The sequence below is a fragment of the Burkholderia crassaminum genome, from assembly GCF_964265005.1.
Classification (GTDB): Bacteria; Pseudomonadota; Gammaproteobacteria; order Burkholderiales; family Burkholderiaceae; genus Burkholderia.
Genome location: NZ_OZ183800.1, coordinates 2,799,983 through 2,817,152 on the forward strand (window position 1 = coordinate 2,799,983; position 17,170 = coordinate 2,817,152).

At 69.1% G+C, this 17,170-nt stretch carries 17 protein-coding genes; 10 read left to right on the forward strand and 7 right to left on the reverse strand.

Translation table 11 applies throughout. The annotated features are described in order from the left end of the window. The first annotated feature begins 26 nt into the window (after nucleotides 1-26). Nucleotides 27-770 (forward strand): SDR family NAD(P)-dependent oxidoreductase, encoded by a 744-nt coding sequence (locus ACPTTF_RS29555; protein ID WP_423369283.1) that lies wholly within the window; start codon nucleotides 27-29, stop codon nucleotides 768-770. A gap of 256 nt (nucleotides 771-1,026) precedes the next feature. Here the strand turns inward: ACPTTF_RS29555 and ACPTTF_RS29560 are convergent, their stop codons facing one another. Beyond that, entirely contained in the window at nucleotides 1,027-1,659 is a 633-nt protein-coding gene (locus tag ACPTTF_RS29560) for a response regulator transcription factor (protein ID WP_423369284.1), read from the reverse strand. Nucleotides 1,660-2,012: 353 nt separating this feature from the next. Between ACPTTF_RS29560 and hpaC the strand changes: the two genes are divergently transcribed. After that, nucleotides 2,013-2,558, forward strand: a complete 546-nt coding sequence (gene hpaC, locus ACPTTF_RS29565; protein ID WP_423369285.1) for a 4-hydroxyphenylacetate 3-monooxygenase, reductase component — start codon at nucleotides 2,013-2,015, stop codon at nucleotides 2,556-2,558. A 20-nt stretch (nucleotides 2,559-2,578) separates the two neighbouring features. Here the strand turns inward: hpaC and ACPTTF_RS29570 are convergent, their stop codons facing one another. Both ACPTTF_RS29570 and ACPTTF_RS29575 read right to left on the reverse strand, forming a co-directional pair. Beyond that, complete coding sequence (locus ACPTTF_RS29570) at nucleotides 2,579-3,847, reverse strand: YbfB/YjiJ family MFS transporter (RefSeq protein ID WP_423369286.1); 1,269 nt, start codon at nucleotides 3,845-3,847, stop codon at nucleotides 2,579-2,581. 174 nt (nucleotides 3,848-4,021) lie between these two features. After that, nucleotides 4,022-4,567 carry an RBBP9/YdeN family alpha/beta hydrolase gene (locus ACPTTF_RS29575; RefSeq protein ID WP_423369287.1) on the reverse strand — a complete coding sequence of 182 codons (546 nt, stop codon included), beginning with the start codon at nucleotides 4,565-4,567 and terminating at the stop codon, nucleotides 4,022-4,024. Nucleotides 4,568-4,690: 123 nt separating this feature from the next. Between ACPTTF_RS29575 and ACPTTF_RS29580 the strand changes: the two genes are divergently transcribed. The 3 genes from ACPTTF_RS29580 to ACPTTF_RS29590 all read left to right on the forward strand — a co-directional run bounded on the left by ACPTTF_RS29580 (nucleotide 4,691) and on the right by ACPTTF_RS29590 (nucleotide 6,676). Next, a complete protein-coding gene (locus ACPTTF_RS29580; protein ID WP_423369288.1) occupies nucleotides 4,691-5,146 on the forward strand; it encodes an Lrp/AsnC family transcriptional regulator in 456 nt (151 codons plus the stop codon). Nucleotides 5,147-5,541: 395 nt separating this feature from the next. Continuing rightward, the gene (locus ACPTTF_RS29585) at nucleotides 5,542-5,664 is read left to right on the forward strand and encodes a hypothetical protein (protein WP_279573903.1); all 123 of its coding nucleotides are present in this window, start codon (nucleotides 5,542-5,544) and stop codon (nucleotides 5,662-5,664) included. A 58-nt stretch (nucleotides 5,665-5,722) separates the two neighbouring features. After that, on the forward strand, nucleotides 5,723-6,676 hold the full coding sequence (locus tag ACPTTF_RS29590) for a leucyl aminopeptidase (RefSeq protein WP_423369289.1): 954 nt from the start codon (nucleotides 5,723-5,725) through the stop codon (nucleotides 6,674-6,676). Between the two features lie 16 nt (nucleotides 6,677-6,692). Here the strand turns inward: ACPTTF_RS29590 and ACPTTF_RS29595 are convergent, their stop codons facing one another. Together ACPTTF_RS29595 and ACPTTF_RS29600 are read right to left on the reverse strand one after the other, a co-directional pair. Beyond that, complete coding sequence (locus ACPTTF_RS29595) at nucleotides 6,693-7,202, reverse strand: GNAT family N-acetyltransferase (protein WP_423369290.1); 510 nt, start codon at nucleotides 7,200-7,202, stop codon at nucleotides 6,693-6,695. Nucleotides 7,203-7,257: 55 nt separating this feature from the next. Then, nucleotides 7,258-8,289 carry an AraC family transcriptional regulator ligand-binding domain-containing protein gene (locus tag ACPTTF_RS29600; protein WP_423369291.1) on the reverse strand — a complete coding sequence of 344 codons (1,032 nt, stop codon included), beginning with the start codon at nucleotides 8,287-8,289 and terminating at the stop codon, nucleotides 7,258-7,260. 327 nt (nucleotides 8,290-8,616) lie between these two features. Here ACPTTF_RS29600 and ACPTTF_RS29605 point away from each other — a divergent pair, with 327 nt between their 5' ends. From ACPTTF_RS29605 to ACPTTF_RS29625, 5 genes are all read left to right on the forward strand, one after another. Continuing rightward, the gene (locus ACPTTF_RS29605; RefSeq protein WP_423369292.1) at nucleotides 8,617-10,332 is read left to right on the forward strand and encodes a GMC family oxidoreductase; all 1,716 of its coding nucleotides are present in this window, start codon (nucleotides 8,617-8,619) and stop codon (nucleotides 10,330-10,332) included. Then, nucleotides 10,319-12,769 (forward strand): flavin-containing monooxygenase, encoded by a 2,451-nt coding sequence (locus ACPTTF_RS29610; protein ID WP_423369293.1) that lies wholly within the window; start codon nucleotides 10,319-10,321, stop codon nucleotides 12,767-12,769. Before ACPTTF_RS29605 ends, ACPTTF_RS29610 begins: the two co-directional genes overlap by 14 nt. Before the next feature lie 211 nt (nucleotides 12,770-12,980). Continuing rightward, nucleotides 12,981-13,535, forward strand: coding sequence for a protein tyrosine phosphatase (locus ACPTTF_RS29615; RefSeq protein ID WP_423369294.1), 555 nt, complete (start codon nucleotides 12,981-12,983; stop codon nucleotides 13,533-13,535). Between the two features lie 362 nt (nucleotides 13,536-13,897). Beyond that, nucleotides 13,898-14,230, forward strand: coding sequence for a type II toxin-antitoxin system RelE/ParE family toxin (locus ACPTTF_RS29620; RefSeq protein ID WP_166954676.1), 333 nt, complete (start codon nucleotides 13,898-13,900; stop codon nucleotides 14,228-14,230). After that, nucleotides 14,227-14,556, forward strand: a complete 330-nt coding sequence (locus tag ACPTTF_RS29625) for a DNA-binding protein (RefSeq protein ID WP_166954678.1) — start codon at nucleotides 14,227-14,229, stop codon at nucleotides 14,554-14,556. The genes ACPTTF_RS29620 and ACPTTF_RS29625 overlap by 4 nt, the downstream gene beginning before the upstream one ends. Before the next feature lie 16 nt (nucleotides 14,557-14,572). Here ACPTTF_RS29625 and ACPTTF_RS29630 read toward each other — a convergent pair whose 3' ends face one another. Further along, the gene (locus tag ACPTTF_RS29630) at nucleotides 14,573-16,591 is read right to left on the reverse strand and encodes an LssY C-terminal domain-containing protein (RefSeq protein ID WP_423369295.1); all 2,019 of its coding nucleotides are present in this window, start codon (nucleotides 16,589-16,591) and stop codon (nucleotides 14,573-14,575) included. A gap of 102 nt (nucleotides 16,592-16,693) precedes the next feature. Next, nucleotides 16,694-17,146: a hypothetical protein gene (locus ACPTTF_RS29635; RefSeq protein ID WP_166954680.1), complete on the reverse strand. Its 453-nt coding sequence runs from the start codon at nucleotides 17,144-17,146 to the stop codon at nucleotides 16,694-16,696. Nucleotides 17,147-17,170: the final 24 nt, after the last annotated feature.

Here is a 17,170-nt window from a genome sequence, read left to right on the forward strand (position 1 = left end):
GCTCGCGAACCAGGGAATCACGCACCATGTCAGACCGAGTCGTCCTCGTCACCGGCGCCGCGCGCGGGCTCGGCGCCGTCATCGCCGAACGTTTCCATGCGGCCGGTTATCGCGTTGCGCTGGCCGACATCGCCGCCGACGCCATTCACGCGCATGCGCGCGAACTCGACCCTAGCGGCGAACGCGCGATCGCGCTCTCGCTCGACGTCACGTCGAAACGCGATTTCGAAGCCGCGCGCGATGCGCTCGTCGCGCGCTGGGGCACGATCGACGTGCTCGTGAACAACGCGGGCGCATCGAAGGTCGTGCCCGCGATGGAAATCACGGCCGAGCAGTTCGACCAGGTGATCGACGTGAACCTGCGCAGCGTGCTGTTCGGCTGCCAGGTGTTCGGCCAGTACTTCGCGGAACGTGGTACGGGCCGCATCGTCAACATCGCGTCGCTCGCCGGACAGAACGGCGGCTCGGCGACGGGCGCGCACTACGCGGCCGCGAAGGGCGGGACGCTGACGCTGACCAAGGTGTTCGCGCGCGATCTCGGCGCGCAAGGCGTGACCGTCAACGCGATCTCGCCGGGCCCGCTCGACCTGCCGATCGTGCATGAAAGCGTCGCACCGGAGAAGCTGCGTCAGGTGCTCGCGAGCCTGCCGGGCGGCAAGCTCGGATCGGCCGGTTTCGTCGCGGATGCAGCCGTGCTGCTCGCGTCGGGCGACGCGCATTTCGCGAACGGCGCATGCTGGGACATCAACGGCGGGTTGTACATGCGCTGAGCGGCGGCCCGCATCGATTGCGCGCGGCCGACCGGTGCCGCGCGCGGGACACGTGCGGGTGCTGGTGCTGGTGTTGATGCTGGTGCTGGTGTTGGTGTTGGTGCGGGTGCGGGTGCTGGTGCTGGTGTTGATGCTGGTGCTGGTGTTGGTGTTGGTGCGGGTGCGGGTGCGGGTGCGGGTGCGGGTGCGGGTGCGGGTGCGGGTGCGGGTGCGGGTGCGGGTGCGGGTGCGGGTACGTCCGCGCACCTGCGGCCCCCTATCGCGACGACTCCCCGTCGTCGCCCCACACGACCATCACGTCCCGCACGAGCGCGGCGATCGACGTCGCGCCGAGCTTCTCCTTGATGCTCGCGCGATGCACGTCGACGGTCTTCACGCTGATCGACAGATCCGACGCGATCTGCTTGCTGCCCTTGCCGTCCACCACGCCGCGCAGCACTTCCTTCTCGCGCGCGGTCAGCGCATCGAGCCGCTGACGCAACTCGCGGTGGCGCTGGCTGACCGCATGCCGTTGCTGCGCGAGCCGCAGCGCGCGTTGCACGCGCTCGAGCATCTGCTGAGAGTTGTACGGCTTCTCGACGAAATCGATCGCGCCGTTCTGCAGCGCGCGCACGGACATCGGGATATCACCATGCCCGCTGACGAAGATCACCGGCAGCGTCGCGCCACGCGCGTTCAGTTCGGCCTGCACGTCGAAGCCGCTCTTCTCCGGCATCCGCACGTCGAGCACCAGGCAGGCGGGCAGGTTCACGTCGAAGCGCGCGAGAAACTCCGCGGCGTTCGCGAACCCTTCGGACGCGATGCCGACCGATTCGAGCAGCCAGGCGAGCGACGTCCGCATGCCGCTGTCGTCGTCGACGATGTATACGATCGGTGCGGGTGACGTCATCGCGGGTGTCTCACTGGATATCGGTATGGGTATCGCACGCGCCGCCTACGGGGCCGGTTGCCGGCACGTCGCGCGCGTCGTTCGCTGGGGGTGCGCGGCACATCATAACGAGCCGAAAACCCGCTGAAAACCCCTTCACGGGCCGCACGAACGTGCAATCGCGGTTTTTTTCGCACACCGCGCCGCGCATCTAGGTAGAACCTTTAGACGCGTTGGCGAGAACGCCACCTCCATCGTCAATCGTGCGAATGGTCGCCCGCATTTTCGCGACGTACGCTTGGGTCATCGTCGGCGATCCGGCGCTGCACCGGCGGCGCCGCACGATCGCCGCCTTCGTCCACTCAGGAGCGCCCATGTCTTCCACGACCGATATCCAGCGACCGGCACGCGTCGAGCCGAGCGACGCGCAGAAGGCCTTCCGGCAAGCGATGGCCCACCTCGGCGCGGCCGTCAACGTGATCACCACCGCCGGGCCGCACGGCCGCTGCGGGATCACCGCCAGCGCCGTGTGCTCCGTCACCGACGCGCCGCCGACGCTGCTCGTGTGCCTCAACCGGTCGAGCGCGATGCATGCGACGTTCGAACGCAATCGCCACGTCTGCATCAACGTGCTGCCGGCCGAACACGAACTGCTCGCGCGGCACTTCGCGGGGCTCACCGACCTGCCGATGGAACGGCGCTTCGAATTGCCCGTGTGGGATCGCGGCGAGCAGGACGTGCCCGTGCTGCGCGACGCGCTCGCGAGCCTGCAGGGCACGATCGCCGACATGAAGGAAGTCGGCTCGCATTCGGTGATGTTCATCGAGGCGACGTCGATCCGCGTGCGCGACGACGGCGACAGCCTGATCTACTTCAGCCGCGCGTTTCACCGTGTGTCGCGCACGGCGTGCGTCCGGTGAAGGACGCGTGTCGCGCGTGATTACGCGGCAGCACGCAACGCGCGCTGCCCGGCCGCGAGCGCGGCGCCCGCGAACAGCGTCAGCGCCGAATACACGAGCCCGCGTGCGAGCCCCGCGCTGTCCGACACCCAGCCGATCGCGACCGGCCCGGCGATCTGCCCGAATGCAAAGACCGTCGTGAACGCGCTGATCCCCTTCGCCCAGCCGTCGGGCGGCAGGTTGTGGCGCACGAACGCCGTCGTCGATGCGACGGCCGACAGGAACGTCGCGCCGAACAGCACGCCCGACGCGAACGCGGCCACCGGATGCACGAACATCGCCGGCATCAGCGTCGCGATGCCGAGCAGCGCATTGAGCACGGCCAGCGCCTGGCCGCCGCGCATCCGGTCGAGCAACCGCGACCACAAGCGCGCCGATACGACGGTCGCGACGCCGAGCATCACGTAGAACGCGGAAACCACCATGCCGCTCATCCCCGCGCCACGCAGCAGCGCGACGATGAACGTCATGTAGCCGATATAGCCGACGCCGAACAGGCCATAACCGGCCAGCGCGAGTGCGAAGCGGGCCGAGCTCGCGGCAGCGCTCGAGGTCGCCCCGTCGCGCGGCGCGGCCGGTGCCGCGTGCGCACGCTCGATGCGGCGCGCGGCCGACACGGCCACCGCCGCGAACAGCACGCACGCAACCGCGAGCGCGAACCAGGCCGGCTGCCAGCCATGCACGCCATGCGTGAGCGTCGCCGGCACGAGCAGCGACGATGCGACGATGCCCCACCCCGTGCCGCCGTAGTAGAGACCGAGCAGCAAGCCCGCATCGCGCGGCGACGCCGACGCGAGCCGTGCGGCCAGCACGCCGCCGCTGATGAAGATCAGCGCACTGCCGACGCCGGTCGCGAGCCGCTGCACGAGCAGCGCATGCATGCCCGACGTGAGCCCGCACGCGGCCATCAGCAGCGCGGTCAGCACGCACCCGGCCGCCAGCAGCGTGCCCGCGCGCCAGCGCCGCGACAGCAAAGGAAACGCCAGCGCACCGATCAGGTAGCCGGCCGCGTTCGCCGTGTTCAGCGCGCCGGCCTGCGCGAACGTCCAGCCGAGATCGGCCTTCATCGGCGGCAGCAGCAGTGCATACGAAAAGCGCGCGAGGCCGAGCGCGATCGCGCTGCCGAGCGACAGGCCGATCGCGAGCCGCCACGCGGCCATACGATCGGGATCACGGTCCGCGGGGTGGCGGGTCGCGCCGGTGTCCGGCTGTGACGGGCCGGCATGCTCCGGTTGCGGCGCTGCGCGCATCGAGTGTCTCCTGTGTCGTTCGAAGCCGGGGCAAGTCGTCACGGCGGCACCCGCGTTCCGCGCGCGCCGATCCCGACTGTCTGTATAGGCTTCCGATTCTGTCGACCGATCATACTTGAGCCGTCACGGGCAGGCAGGCGGCAAGCATGGGAGAACGGCCGCCGCTTGCGTACGCTACCGCCGCAATCCGGCCACGAAGGCCGTGAACAATGCGCGCCCCTCCGGCCACTCCGCCAATCCCGCTGCCGCATTCAGGTGGCCGCGCGGGCCGAGCAGCAGCGGCGTCGCGCCACGCTCGCTCGCCCATGCGATGCCGTGTCCGGACGGGTCGTACCCGTCATCCGAACTGGCGATCGCGAGCACCGGCAAGCCGCCGAAATCGCCGCCCGGCACCTTCGCGAACGCACGGGCCGCAGCCGGAAAACGCAGGCCGCCCGGATCGGGCACCGCAACGAGCCATGCACCGCGCACGACGCGCGCCGACGCCGCACGCCAGTGCGCGAACAGCAGGCAACCCAGCGAATGACAGATCAACACCGGCGGCGCCGCGGCTTGCGCGACGGCTTCATCCAGCGCGGCCATCCAGTCAAGCAGGTCGGGAGCATCCCATGACGCAGGCGCCATGCGGGTCGCGCCGGGAAGCGCGGCCTCCCAGTGGCTCTGCCAATGATCCGGTCCCGAGTTGCCGATTCCCGGCACGATCACGATCGTTTGGTCCATCTCCATCTCCGTCTCCATGAACAGGCGAGCTCGCAGTCTGGCTTGCCGGAAACCGGCCGGGAATGGCAAATCATCGGATATTGAGACAATATGCCGATGAATTAACGGAGCGGGAAAGCGGACATGTCGAACGGAGAACTCGATCGCCTGGATCTTTCGATCCTCGAGGCGCTACAGGAAAACGCACGGATGCCGCTGTCCGAAGTGGGCCGACGCATCGGGCTGTCTCAGCCTGCCACGTCGGAGCGCGTCAAGCGGCTGGAAGAACGCGGCATCATCGCGGGCTACGGCGCGCGGATCGACCCGGCCGCGCTCGGGTTGGGGATGATGGCCATCATCCGGCTGAAGACGACGCACGAACACATCAAGCCTGCGCTGCGCGCGTTCGCCGAAATGCCGCACGTGATCGAGGTCCACCGGATGACCGGCGAGGACTGCTTCCTGCTGAAGGTCCTGGTGCCGACACCGGGACAACTGGAAACCCTCATCGACGCGATCGCCCGTTTCGGCGCGGTCACGACGTCGCTGGTGCTTCGGTCCGAGCCGGTCAAACCGCTCGGCAAGGCACTGCTCGGCTGAAACAGGCATCGAATCGAGTCGCTGACTCGCCCCCGCCGACCGGCGACGCGTTCGCGCGCATGGCCGCCGCGAACGACGTCGATCGCCATCGATCGAGGCGATCGAATTCCCGATGAAAAATCGCCGAATGCAATGCGTCGATTCCGATTCAGGTCATTGAAAAAATGACATTGAATCCGTCATTCGCTTTATCCGTGTTTTACCGCACGCGACTCGTCAATCCCCCTTGTTTAGCATGCCGAGGCTAAAAACCTTGCAACGCATTGCATTCGTAAATTCGTCAGACTAATATCAACGCCACTCATCCGGCATTCACGAAATGCCTGATGAGGAGTGGCAACTTTTTAGCCGCGCATTCATGTTGAAACGCTCATGTTCATCACAGGAGAATTGACATGCAGGACACCCAGCAGATCGAGTTGCTTGACTGGATGAAGGAAGACACGCACCCCGAGGCCGTCGACATGATGGTCGAGGACGCCGTGGTGCCGTTCGGCACCGCGCTCTGGCCGGTCTGAGCGGGCCACCCGTTCTCGCGGAAGGGCCGCGGCCCTTCCGCCGTTTCCGGAGACACGCATGCTGAATCTGCACCGCGCACTCGGCTTCCACCCGGCGCTGCGCGACAAGCTGGCGCGCGGCGAATCGGGAAAACTGCTGGTCGGCCACGACACCCGCAACCGCGACATCGCGTTGCGCGCATTTGCCGCCCTGCCCGATTCGTTCGACGCCACGACCCTCTGCCTCGAAAGCACCCCGCCCGCCGACATCGCCGCCGCGCTCGATGAAGCCGACCTGTTCGTACTGCTGTACGACTCGTCGTGCCTCCCGACACCGTCGCCAAGCGGCCCGCCGTTCCTCGCCGCGATCCGCCCCGCGATCGTCGAGCACTGGAGCAAGTCGGTTTTATTCAAGGATTACGGCCCGCATCTCGACGAGGCGTTCGCCGAATCGCTCGACGACATCGCGGCACGCAACGGCCGGCTGATCGACGCGGCCGCGCGCGCATCGCAGATCCGCTTCATCGACGAAGCCGGCAACACGCTGACGGGCTCGCTCGCACCGGACCAGAAATGGACGAGCGTGGACGGGATGGGCAACCTCGACGTCGTGCCCGGCGAGATCGCGACGCACGTCACCGATCTCAACGGCACGGTCGTCTTCAGCGGCACGTTTCTCGGCACCGTGCCGTTCGCGATCAAGTACAAGGTGGCCGAGCGACTCGCGACGCTGCAGGTCGAGAACAGCACGATCGTCGGTTTCGAGACCGACGACACGGGCTTCCGGCGCGATTTCGCGGCCTACCTCGACCGGCACGCGAACCACCGGCGGATCGAGGAATTCGGCATCGGCACGAACCTCGGCATTCGCGGGCTATACGGCCGCAACGCGGGGTTCGAGGAACGTCATCCGGGCCTGCACCTCGGGCTCGGCGGCGGCGAAAACGGCAGCCACCATCTCGACCTGATCTTCGCGCGCGGCACGCTCGCGCTCGACGACAGGATCGTGTTCGACGGCGCGTTCGCCGTCTGATTCGGCAGTTGCGCGCTCAGGCTCCGGCGGCAGGTGTGTCGCCGAGCCACTTGAACATCACGAGGCAATCGACGAACCCGAGCCGCGCGTGACGATAGGCGTGCGGCAGGCGGCCGACGATTTCAAATCCCAGCTTCTGCCACAGCGCGACGGCCACCTCGTTCGTCGCGACCACCGAGTTGAACTGCATCGCGAGGAAACCGCGCTCGCGCGCAACCTGCTGCGAGTGCTCGCACATCAGGCGCGCGACGCCACGGCCGCGCGCGGCCTCGCTCACCATGTAACCGCAATTGCACACGTGATTGCCGGGGCCGGCCGCATTCGCCTTCAGGTAGTACGAGCCGAGGACCACGCCGTCCTCTTCGGCGATCCACGTGCAGAGCGGCGCATCGAGCCACAGCGCACGCGCCGCTTCGGGCGTCGAATCGGGATCGAATGCATAGGTTTCCTGAGCAGCGACGATGGCGCGATAGGTCGGCCAGAAGCGCGGGAAATCGTCGTCGGTCATCGGGCGAATCGTGATCATGCGGGTTCTCTCGTGATTGGAATGTCGGCAGGAACGCCAGCGATCGTACCGTGATTCAGGAACGGCCGCTGTCCCGTTGCGCCGCGCTGCGATACGCGCCCGGCGGCACGCCGTACCAGCGCTTGAATGCCTGCGAGAAACTCGACAGGTCGCTGAAGCCGAGCCGCTCGGCCACCTCCGCGAGCGACAGGCGCGCGTCGCCGAGCAGTGTCTCGGCCATCGCGCCGCGCGCCTGCGCGAGCAGCGCCCGGAACGTCGTGCCCTCCTCCTGCAACCGGCGCTTGAGCGTGCGCGGGCTCGTGTTCATCAGCCGCGCCATGTCCTCGAGCGAGAACGGCGCGGGGCCGGGCGTCGCGCCCAGGTACTGGCGCACCATCTCCGACGTGCCCACCCGCGCGCGCCGCGCTTCGAGCAGCTGGCCGCACATCTGCTCGCACATCGACACCGTCAGCGGATTCGCGTGCGGCAGCAGCCGGTCGAGCAACACGCGGTCGAATGCGAGGCTATTCGCGCGCGCCGAAAAAGCCGGCTCGACGCCGGCGATGCACGGCACCGGTACGGACGGTGCGCGCGTCGCCTGCACCGTGAAGCGCGACAACGCGAATGCGTCGCCGCCGATTTCCTGCAGCAGCACGGCCGCTGCCGTCATGTCGCGCTCGACGAGGAACCGGCTCAGCGCGCCATCGAGTTCCGGCGCGCCGAAATTGAGCACGCACGTGCTGTCCTCCTCGCGGTACGTGATCACGGTGAACGCGTAGGTGAGCGGCAGGAAGCGCATCGCCAGCGCGAGCGCGTCGCGCGCGGTCGCGCTCGCGATCAGCCCGTAGCCCCACACGCCGTACGCGGAGAAGTGGTAGCGCAGGCCGACCTCGAACCCGAGGCCCGGTGTGCGCCCGAGCGCGCGCAGCAGGTTGCCGGTCAACCGCAGCTCCTGCGCGGCCGTCACCTCGACCTTCGGATCGTCGAGCTGTGCGTTGGCGAGCCCCGTGCCGGCCAGCAGCGTCGCGTACGGCACGCCGCGTTCGTCGCCGAAATCGACCAGCAGCCGGGCGCTGGCCGGACTCCGGGTGAAATCCCAGAAGCTCATGCGGAGAAACCCTCGAAGCGCCGATTTGGCCCAAATACTAAAACAATTGTCCCGAAGCAGCATTGGTGTTTTCCCATGCGGCCAGCACCATCGGCGTCATCCAGTCGTCGCCCGAACGACGCCATCGCCCTCCGGAGGAGACACCATGCGACACAGTCGCACGACCGACCCCGCAACCCGCTTCGCACGCCGGCGCGCCGCGTTCGCCCGAGCCCTTGCCCGAGCCCTTGCCCGCGCCCCGCTGCTCGCGATCCGTCCGCCGCACGCCGGCCGCCTGGGCGCGCTGCCGCGCCCCGCCTGACCCATCGACCATCAAAGGATGCATCCATGAGCAAGACATTCGACTACATCGTCGTCGGCGGCGGTTCGGGCGGCTGCGTCGTCGCCGGGCGGCTGACCGAGGACCCGGCCGTGACCGTCTGCGTGCTCGAGGCCGGCGGCCGCGGCGACGGCACGCTCGTCAACGTGCCGACCGGCGCGGTCGCGATGATGCCAACCCGCATCAACAACTGGGCCTTTGACACGGTGCCGCAGCCGGGCCTCGGCGGGCGCATCGGCTACCAGCCGCGCGGCAAGGCGCTGGGCGGCTCGTCGGCCATCAACGCGATGGTCTATATCCGCGGCCATCGCGTCGACTACGACGGCTGGGCCGCGCTCGGCAACGAAGGCTGGGCCTACGACGACGTGCTGCCGTACTTCCGCCTGAGCGAGCACAACGAGCGCTTCGACGATGCGTGGCACGGCCGCGACGGCCCGCTGTGGGTGAGCGACCTGCGCACCGGCAACCCGTTCCATGCGCGCTACCTGGAGGCCGCGCGCCAGGCCGGCCTGCCGCTCACCGACGATTTCAACGGCGCGCAGCAGGAAGGCATCGGCATCTACCAGGTCACGCAGAAGCACGGCGAACGGTGGAGTGCGGCGCGCGCGTACCTCTTGCCGCACATCGGCCGGCGCGAGAACCTGACGGTCGAGACGCACGCACAGGTCCTGCGCATCCTGTTCGACGGCACGCGCGCGACCGGCGTCGAAGTCCGGCAGCATGGCGAGGTCCGCACACTGCGCGCACGGCGTGAAGTCGTGCTCGCGGCCGGTGCGCTGCAGACGCCGCAGCTGCTGATGCTGTCGGGCGTCGGCCCCGGCCGCGAGCTCCAGCAACGAGGCATCACGGTGCACGCCGACCTGCCCGGCGTCGGCCGCAACCTGCAGGATCATCCGGATTTCATCTTCGGCTACCGCACGCGCAGCGTCGATACGATGGGCGTATCCGCGCGCGGCGGCTTGCGCATGCTGCGCGAGCTCGCGCGCTTTCGCCGCGAACGGCGCGGCATGCTGACGTCGAATTTCGCGGAAGGCGGCGGCTTCCTGAAGACCCGCGCTGGCCTCGACGCGCCGGACATCCAGCTGCACTTCGTCGTCGCGCTCGTCGACGATCACGCGCGCAAGCTGCACGCCGGCCACGGGCTGTCGTGCCACGTGTGCCTGCTGCGGCCGCGCAGCCGCGGCTCGGTCACGCTCGACAGCGCCGATCCGCTCGCGGCGCCGCGCATCGATCCCGCGTTCTTCGCCGATCCGCGCGACCTCGACGACATGGTCGCGGGCTTCCGGCTCACACGCCGGCTGATGGAAGCGCCTGCGCTCGCCGGCTGGACCACGCGCGACCTGTTCACCGCGAACGTCGACACCGACGATGAAATCCGCGACGTCCTGCGGCGGCGCACCGACACCGTGTATCACCCGGTCGGCACGTGCCGGATGGGGCACGACGCGCTCGCCGTCGTCGATCCGCAACTGCGCGTGCACGGCCTGCAGGGGCTGCGCATCGTCGATGCGTCGGTCATGCCGACGCTCATCGGCGGCAACACCAATGCGCCGACGATCATGATCGCCGAGAAAGCCGTCGACCTGATCCGCGGCGTGTGCCGCACGTCCGTTCGGCAGCAGCACGAAACCGTCAGGATAACGACGGATACCGACACCATGCCTGCCTCGCGCGCCGCGCACGAAACCGTCCAGCCGGAGGAAACCCGCCATGTCGTCGCGTGACGCTGCCCACCTGACCGACTCCGTCGCACCGCTCGCGGCGATCATCATCGGCGCCGGCTTCGCCGGCATCGGCATGGCGATCGCGCTGCAACGTGCGGGCATCCACGATTTCGCGATCGTCGAACGCTCGCACGACGTCGGCGGCGTGTGGCGCGACAACAGCTACCCGGGCGCCGCCTGCGACGTGCCCTCGCACCTGTACTCGTTTTCGTTCGAGCCGAATCCGGCCTGGTCGCGCGTGTTCGCACCGCAGCCCGAAATCCATGCGTACCTGCAGCATTGCGCGCGCAAGTACGGCCTCGCGCGCTACCTGCGCTTGGGCGCCGAAGTCGCGCATGCGCGTTACGACGAAGCCGCTGCGCTGTGGCGCGTCACGCTCGCCGACGGCACGGCACTGTGCGCCGCCGTGCTCGTCAGCGGCACCGGGCAGCTGAGCCGCCCCGCGATGCCCGACCTGCCCGGCATCGACACGTTTCGCGGCCGCGCGTTCCACTCCGCGCACTGGGATCACGACTATTCGCTCGCCGGCAAGCGCGTGGCGGTGGTCGGCACCGGTGCGTCGGCGATCCAGTTCGTCCCGGCGATCGCCGGCGACGTGCAGCGCCTGACCGTATTCCAGCGTTCGCCGGCCTACGTGATGCCGCGCCCCGACCGCGCGTACCGCCCGTGGGAGCAGGCGCTGTTCCGCAAGCTTCCGTGGGCGATGAAGCTGCATCGCGCATCGATCTACCTGCGCTACGAATCGCGCGCGATCGCGTTCACGCGCCTGCACACGTTGATGAAGGTCGCGGTCGGCCGGCCGTTCCGCACGCTGCTCGCACGCGACGTGCCGGACGCCGCGTTGCGCGCGCGGCTCACGCCCGACTACCCGATCGGCTGCAAGCGCATCCTGCTGTCGAGCGACTACCTCGCCGCGATGAGTCGCGACAACGTCGAGCTCGTCACGCAGCGGATCCGGCGCGTCACGGAGAGCGGCATCGAGACCGTCGACGGCGCGCACCATCCGGTCGATGCCATCGTGTACGGCACGGGGTTCGCGGCAACCGAGTTCCTGTCGCCGATGCGCATCACGGGCCGCGACGGGCTCGACCTGAACGACGCGTGGCGGCGCGGCGCGCAGGCGTATCTCGGGCTCACCGTGCCCGGCTTTCCGAACTTCTTCATGCTGTACGGCCCGAACACCAATCTCGGCCACAACTCGATCGTCTACATGCTCGAAAGCCAGATCGCGCACGTGATGCGCTGCCTGCGCGCGATGCGGCGCGACGGCGCGCGCGAGATCGACGTCGACGCGTGCCGCTACCGGCGCTTCAACACGCACGTACAGCAGCGGCTCGAAGGTTCGGTGTGGAACAGTTGCAAGAGCTGGTACGTCGATGCATCGGGCCACAACAGCACGAACTGGCCGGGCTTCACGCTGACCTACCGGTGGATCACCCGCTTCACCGGGATGTCCGCTTACCGCTTCACGCATCCGTTGCCCGAATCGGTCGCCCCGACGCGCGACGTGGTGGTCGCGCCGCCCGCCGGCCGGCTGGAGGCGCTCACGGCCGCATCGCTGCGCGGCTTCCTGCGCGTGGCGTTCCGGCCGCTGATCGGGCCGCCGTTCGGCGCACGCATGCAACGCCGCGTCGTCGCGCTGCTGTCGCCGCTGATGCCCGGCACCGGCGGCACGCTGCGCTACCGTACCCACGCGCACCGCGTGCCGGTCGAAGTGGTCGCGCCGAAACACGGCGACACCGGCGGCGCGATCCTCTATCTGCACGGCGGCGCATTCTGCCTCGGCGGGCCACATACGCATCGTGGCGTGACGACGCGGCTCGCGAACGAGGCCGGCCTGCCGGTGTGGGTGCCCGATTACCGGCTGGCCCCCGAGCATCCGAGCCCGGCCGCGCTCGACGATGCGCTGGCCGTCTACGACACGATGCGCGCGCAGGGTCATGCTGCGCACCGGATCGCGATCGCGGGCGATTCGGCCGGCGGCGCACTGGCGCTGGCACTGGCCATCGCACTGCGTGAGCGCGGCGAGCCGGCCGCCGCCGCGCTCCTGCTGATCTCGCCCGTGACCGACCCCGCGCTCGGCGGCGCGACGCTGGCTTCGCGCCGCCACGACGATCCGATGATCCGCCGCGGCTGGCTCGAACAGGGGCTGCGCTGGTATCACGGCGTCGGTTCGGTGGCGGCCCGCGGCCCGCTCGACACCGACCTGCGCGGCCTGCCGCCGATGCTCGTCCAGGCCGGCGACCAGGAGGTGCTGCTGTCGGATGCGCAGCGGCTGGCCAGTCATGCGCAGGCGTGCGGCGTGCCGTGCCGGCTGGAGATTCATGCGGCGCGCTGGCACGTGTTTCATCTGCAGGCGTTTTACCTGCGGTCGGCGCGGGACGCGTTGCGGACGCTCGCGGGGTTTGCCGCCGAACGCGTGGCGGTGACAGCGTGACGATGAAGCGGGCGCGCGCCGCGCGTGAGGCCGTGGTCCGCGGCGGCCCCGGGCGGGCGCACGGCGCATGCGTCGTCACCGGGCCCGCTTGCCACGAAGCGACGCCGTCTTGCGAAATCCGGCTGTTTATTTTTTTCTGTCGCATGCGGCCGTCATGATCTCCCGCAAGCCCTGGCGCGCCGCCGGGGCTCCCCACCCTCGCGGAGACATCATGAAAAGAAGGCACACCCTCAACACGCTTGCGCTGCTCTGTTGCGTCGGCATCCAGTGCGCGACCTCGGCGTTCGCCGACGAGCCGAAGAAGGTGGCGTTCGTCGACACGGGCAACACCGGGCGCAGCGTGATGGCGGAAGCGATCGCCCGCCAGTTGATCGCGCAGCGCCACGCGCACATCGCGGTGATTTCGCGCGCGGTCGACGAAGATCCGTACGACGAAAAGCCCGAAGAAAACGGCGTGACCCTGATGAAGCGCCGCGGCATCGACACGTCCGCGCACCGTTCCGTGCAGTTGAACGCAAACGACGTCAAGCATTCCGACGTGATCCTGACGATGACCGACAAGCACAAGGAGAAGGTGCTCTCGCTCTATCCGTCGGCCGCCGGCAAGGTGTTCACGCTTGCCGAATATGCGTCCGGAAAGCACGTCGACGTGCCCGACGCGTGGGGCAAGCCGATCGACTTCTACGAATCGGTGACCACGCAGCTCGACACGTATATCCCCGCCGCGCTCGACAAGGTCGCGACGGCCGCACCGACGAAGCAGTAAGGCACGAAGGCCTGTCGGCTCGCACGGCGCACGATGCGCCGGCGCCGACAGGTTTGCCCTTCCCATCATTCCCTCCAGCCCCGCCTCCCACCGCGCGTGCCCGTCATCGGGCCGCCGACTTTGGCCATTCGGCCGAATCGTCACCCAGCGCACCGGATGAAAGAATGATCGTCGTCCGGGAAGCCGGTTTCGCTGCCTGAAATCCGGCACCTCGACGATGCCGCATGCACTGCAACTGCCGCGCATGCGGCGTTGTGTGTGGTCCCGGCTCGCCAATGCGCGTACGCCCCTGCGCGCACCACCCGGCAGCTCGCACGGCCACCTCTATTTCCACCCACCCTTTTTGTAGCTTATAAGTTACAATGCTCTCCAAGTTCGAACTTCTTCGCTACCAGCGCGACGATGGTCGCGAGCCCTTCACCGAATGGTTGAACGCCGTGCGCGACAAGCTTGCACAGGCCCGGATTCGCGAACGCCTGCGCCGCGTGCAGACAGGCAACTTCGGCGATTGCGAGCCTGTCGGCGAAGGCGTGATCGAACTGCGCGTCCACGTCGGCGCCGGCTATCGCGTGTATTTCGGGCGGTACGGCGGCGCACTGGTGCTGTTGCTGTCAGGCGGCGACAAGCGCAGTCAACCCGACGACATCCGGCGCGCGAAGGAACACTGGTCGAACTGGAAACGGAGGCAAACATGACCCAGCTCAAAGGTGCGGTATCGCACCACGACGCGGAAGTCGCCGAACTCGGCGCCGACCGCGAACTCGCGGTGGCCTACCTGCGCGTCGCGATGGAGTCGCTCGACGATCCCGACAACCGCGCGGCCGGCCTGCTCGCGCTGCGCACCGTCGCGGAAGCGTACGGCGGGCTCGGCGCCGTCGCGGCCGAAGCCGGCATCAGCCGCGAATCGCTGTATCGCACGCTGTCCCCCAACGGCAACCCGACGCTGAAAACGCTGCTCGCGGTGCTCAAGACCGTCGGCTTGCGCCTGTCCGTCGTCCCTGCGCAGCCGGCGCACGCGTAAGCGGCGCACCGCCCGCTCACGGCCGGACCATCCACACCAGCAGCATCTCGGCCGGCGCGGCCGTCATTCCCGCCGGCGGATGCTCGATCGTCGGCTCGACCGCCAGCGCCTTCGCAATCGACGCCGCATCGTCGATCGTCGTCGAGCGCACGATCGTCATCAACCGCGCCGGCCGATGCAGCGTTTCGCGATACAGCGCGCCGTACCACAGCGGCCGCATGCCGAGCGCGTCCTGCAACACGTACGGATAACGCCACAGCCGCAGCACGAGGCGGCTTTCCGGCTGGCCCGGATCGACGCGGACGAACACGCGGCGCGTGCTTTCGCCGTGCGTGTAACGCGGCAGCACCGGCAGCGCCTCGGGCGGCGCCTGCGGCAACAGCCAGCGCAGCGCGGTGGCCGGCGACCACGGCGTCGCGCGCTGCCAGCCGGCCTGCGCGAGATGCCGGTCGAGCGTGTCCGACGTCGCGCTCCATTGCAGCGGCAGATACTCCTCGCGGTCGCCGCCGATCTCGGTGCGCCGCACCGGCACGCGCTGCCACCCGCCGCGCAGCCACTGGTCGACGGTCATCGCGACCACGTCGCCGACATGCGGGCGTGCCGCGCGGTCGAGCTGCCATTGCGCGGGAACCGTCCATACGCCGGCCGTCGCGAGCACCACGGTCACCGCGACGAGCGCACCCCTCGGCTGCACATGCTCGCGCACGCGCCAGTACGCATAGGCGCCGGCCAGCAACGCGAACCAGGCCAGCCCGAGGCTCCAGCCGCCAAGCAGGCCCGACAGCCACGTGTCGCCGACATACAGCCGCGCGAAGCCGCCGAGCACGATCCACAGCACCACCGCCGTCACGACCGGGATTCGCCACAGCGCGGGCCGGTCGCGCGTCAGCACCCAGCCGAGGCCGCTGCTCGCGAGAATCGCGAACGCGGCGTCGGCATCGGGCAGCGGCACGTGCAGCGCACCGGGCGGCAGGCTCGCGGGCGTCGCGCCGGGCACGCCCGCGCCGAACGCCGGCACGAGCACAACGGCGACGCCGACCGTCACGAGCCACCACGCGGCTGTCAGCCAGCAGCGATGGATCATCAGCCAGACGAGAAACGCGGCCGCGACGATCAGCCCCGTATCGTGCCCGTGCAGCACGGCAAGCGCGCGCATCGCGGCGTCCACCGGCGGCGTGCGCAGGTTCTGCAGGAACGCATACAGCGCAATGTCCGCGTGCATCAGCGGATCGTTCGCGACGACATCCTGCACGAGGCCCGCGAACAACCACACGCAGCCGACGAACAGCAGCGCGAGCACGGGCACCGCGCCCGGCAGGCCGCGTACATAGGCGATCGCGTCGTGCAGCCGCGCGCCGAACCGCGGCCAGCGGTGCGCGCATGCGTGCACCCCTTCGACGAGCGCACGACGCAACAGCGGCCAACCGCGCCGCAGCGCGACGCGCACGCCGATCCACACAAGCGCGACCAGCGCCGCGACGACCAGCAGGATCACGGCAACCCGCACGCTGATCGCCGCGGCCAGCGCGGCCGACGCCCCGAACAGGATGCCCGGTGCGACGTGCACGGGCGCCCAGATGAGCGCGGAGACGACGTTGACCGGATAGAACGACCGGCGCGGCAGCGTCGCGCAGCCGACGACCACCGGCACGACCGCGCGCACCGGCGCGATAAAACGCGCGAGCACGATGCTCTTCATGCCATGGCGCAGCACGAACTCCTCGCCGCGCCCGTAGACAGCCGCATAGCCGAAGCGCGCCCACGCGTTGCGGATCACCCCGCGGTAGTGCCGCCCGAGCTCGTAGCTGATCCCGTCGCCGATCACGGCGCCGAGCGCCGCGACACCGATCGTCGTCCAGCCGTCGAGCGCGCCCGCGCCGATCAGCGCACCGGCCGCGAACATCACGGCGCCGGCCGGCACGACCGTGCCGATCAGCGCGATCGCCTCGGCGCACGCAGTCACGAACACGATCGCGAGCACGAGCAGCGGATGCGCACCGATCGCGCCGATCCACGCGTGGATCGTGTCGCTCATTGCGCGCTCCATGGCGAAGCGACCCGGCGTGCGAACACCGGGCCGGCGATGGCATGGGGAACGTTCATCGGGTGATGCGCGCGGTCGCGCCGGTGTGACGGATCAGTCGAACTCGTGCTGCCGCGCATCGGCCTCGAGCGGCGCGTCGTGGTAGCCGACCGTCGCGATCTCCTGTAGATAGCGCGCGAGAAACGCACCGATCGATCCGGCGGCCTCGTACTGATGCACGTGGCGAAATTCGTGGGTCAGCAGGCGGCGCGTGTCCTGCCCGCGCAGCACGTACACCGCGTGACCGAGCGTGAGTCCGATCGTCCCCGGCGACAGCAGCCCCGTGTCGCGGGCGATCGCGGCCAGCGTCGGCGTCTCGGGAAACGGCATGCGCTCGACGATCACCACGCGGATCCGTTCCGGCTGCGCGACACCCACCGTGCGCGCGTCGTCGGCTTGCGCCGGCGTCAGCGGCGCACCCTGCGCGATCCCGCGCGCCGCCTCCGCTTCGGCCCATGCGACGGCGGCGGGCAGTGCGGACGGCAGGATTTCGGCAAGGTCGATCATCGTGGGGCTCCTCGGGTGGTGTAG